We start from the raw sequence: 2,591 nt of genomic DNA on the forward strand, positions 1-2,591 counted from the left end.
TATGAAAGAAATGAGCCAAAGCGGCGGTGGCGGAATGTTCGGAATGGGCAACATGCCAGAAATGTACAATTTAGTGGTAAACACCAACTCTGAATTGGCCACCAGCATCCTGAACAATAAAGACAAAGACGCTCAAGAAAGCCTAGTAAAACAAGCACTTGACTTAGCTAAACTTTCTCAAAACTTGCTAAAAGGCGAAGCCTTAACTGCATTTGTAAAAAGAAGTTTTGAACTAATTAAATAAGTCAAAAACCCATTTTATTGCAAAATGGTGTAAAACGCGAACCCCGAACTTGTTTTGGGATATTCCATACAATTGAGCTGTCCAACTTTGGGCAGCTTTTTTTTGATAGAAAATGTAGGGAGCAGCAGCAACGTTTTTACAAGACGCCTGCTCCCGCTTTCTACTGTATCTTTAAGCCCGAAAAGAATCGGGCTCAAAGGATGTTTTTGTTTTCATAAAAATACTCCTTAAACCAATTCACTTATTAAATAAAGCATTCAACTATTTGTAAAGAATTATTTATATATTTGGATTTAGTTATAGTATGACTTTTGCCATCCGTATCTACCCAGTATTGGGTGGCTTGATATAGTTTTGTAATACATCTAGATGAGTTGTGAGCAAGCTTAAAAAAAGAAAATGATAAATATAAAATATCCGCAATTTGAAGAATCCGCATTTAATTGTCCTTTTTGTGGGGCTTATGCTAAACAACATTGGTACATAACAGCTAAAGCTTCTAGAAATATCAACGGAATACATTTAAGTGGAACAATAGAAAACAATTATATTTCTGAATGTTCTCATTGTGGTGAACAATCTTTTTGGAAAGAAAACAAAATGATATATCCATATAGTGGAACCGCACCTTTACCCAATCCTGATTTACCTGTAAATATAAAAGAAGATTATAATGAAGCTCGAAATATTATCGAATTATCCCCAAGAGGTGCAGTTGCTCTTTTGAGATTAGCAATTCAAAAACTATGCATCCATTTAGGTGAACCTGGAAAAAATATAAATACTGATATTGGAAATCTTGTGACAAAAGGGCTTCCAGTAAAGATGCAAAAAGCATTAGATACAGTACGAGTTGTTGGAAACAATGCTGTACATCCAGGCGTTATTGATTTAAAAGATAATATTGAAATTGCACGAAAGTTATTTGCCTTTGTTAATATAATATCTGATGTTATGATTACTCAACCGAATGAAATTGATAAATTTTATGAAGAAACTGTCCCAGAAAATCTTAAACAAGCAATTAATAAGAGAGACGGTAAATAAAGCCAGTTCACAACAGCTGTTTTAAGCTAGCTGGAGTTTAGTGGAATTACCATTTCGCATCAAGTTTTCGTTAAGCCTAAAATTGAGCGGTTACGAACTTCCAGCCATCCCAAAGCAGCAAAACGTCAAACTGTCTAATAACCTTCATTTTGAGTTTTTGTTCTCGCACTCCTATCTTTGAAAAATCTCAAATATTGGATTCTCAGAGACTTATTTTAGGTTTTTAGATGAACTGACGTTATGCACAATTTCAGCCAAAAACCGAAAGTCAGAAAAAATAAATTTTAAAAAGAAATATGGTAGACTTTTATACAGAAATAGTGAAATTTATTTCAGATAACATAATAAATGGAATTTTTTTTAGTGTCCTTTTAGTCGTTTTGACTAAACTAATTTTAAAAAAAATAGATGTTTATAATGCTAAAAATATTCTTAAATGGGTGATAATTGTTTATTCAATCGGAGTTATAATTGGTCTGTTTTTATTGCTAATTTTTCCTCACTCAGAAAAATATTCATTTATAAATAGAGCGACAGGTCCATATTGGTGGGCATATTGGTTGATGCTAACTATGAATTCTATTTTTCCTTTACTTTTACTTTTTAAAAAACTTGGAGACAAAATATATTTTTTATTATTTGTATCAATGTTGATGAATATTGGGTGGTTTTTCGAATCGTTTGTTAGTCTTATGACAAGTATGAATTATGATGATGCAAACTATAATCCATATTTTCTTAATAGTAGGGAAATATCAATAATTATAAAAGGTTTGGTTTTTGGCTTAGGAACTTTAGCTATGGGAAATATTATTGAATGGAAAAAGACCGAAACTTATATGAAAGAGATTAGACGAGAAAAATCTAATTGAAGACAAGAAACTGTGCATAACACCCAGCTGCTCGGAGTGTTAAAAAAAACGTTATTTAAATTCTGGGCTGCTGTGAGAATGTCTCCGACTTCGCACCCAATCCAATAGGCAACAAACACAATTGTTTACTAATACGATAAATAATTATATTTGATATAAAGAAATGTCAGAAGGATATAAAATAAGAGACCAAACTTTACCGCATTTTATTACTTTCACCGTTGTAGATTGGATTGATGTTTTTACCAGACAAACTTATAAAGATGTTATAATTGAAAGTTTAAATTATTGCATCCAGAATAAAGGAATGATTTTGTACGGATATGTCATAATGAGTAATCATATCCACATGATAATACAATCACAAGAAGCAACACTATCTGACTTGATTCGAGATTTTAAAAAATTTACAGCGAAATCAATTTTAG

Annotated in this window: 3 protein-coding genes and 1 pseudogene; all 4 read left to right on the forward strand. The window is 31.7% G+C overall.

Annotated elements, in window-relative coordinates; genetic code table 11:
* A pseudogene (locus ACH2BG_RS12240) lies at positions 1-244 on the forward strand (molecular chaperone HtpG); the annotation flags it as partial.
* 399 nt (positions 245-643) lie between these two features.
* Positions 644-1,291, forward strand: coding sequence for a DUF4145 domain-containing protein (locus ACH2BG_RS12245; protein ID WP_395047976.1), 648 nt, complete (start codon positions 644-646; stop codon positions 1,289-1,291).
* 296 nt (positions 1,292-1,587) lie between these two features.
* Entirely contained in the window at positions 1,588-2,163 is a 576-nt protein-coding gene (locus ACH2BG_RS12250) for a hypothetical protein (RefSeq protein WP_395047977.1), read from the forward strand.
* A gap of 163 nt (positions 2,164-2,326) precedes the next feature.
* A partial coding sequence (locus tag ACH2BG_RS12255; RefSeq protein ID WP_395047978.1) for a transposase occupies positions 2,327-2,591 on the forward strand: 265 nt, incomplete at its 3' end.

The sequence above is a fragment of the Flavobacterium sp. genome (genome assembly GCF_043779715.1).
GTDB lineage: Bacteria > Bacteroidota > Bacteroidia > Flavobacteriales > Flavobacteriaceae > Flavobacterium.

Bases quoted from the DNA above. Each gene is read 5' to 3' on its own strand.
- ACH2BG_RS12245 (WP_395047976.1), top strand. From the start codon at position 644: ATGATAAATATAAAATATCCGCAATTTGAAGAATCCGCATTTAATTGT.
- ACH2BG_RS12250 (WP_395047977.1), top strand. From the start codon at position 1,588: ATGGTAGACTTTTATACAGAAATAGTGAAATTTATTTCAGATAACATA.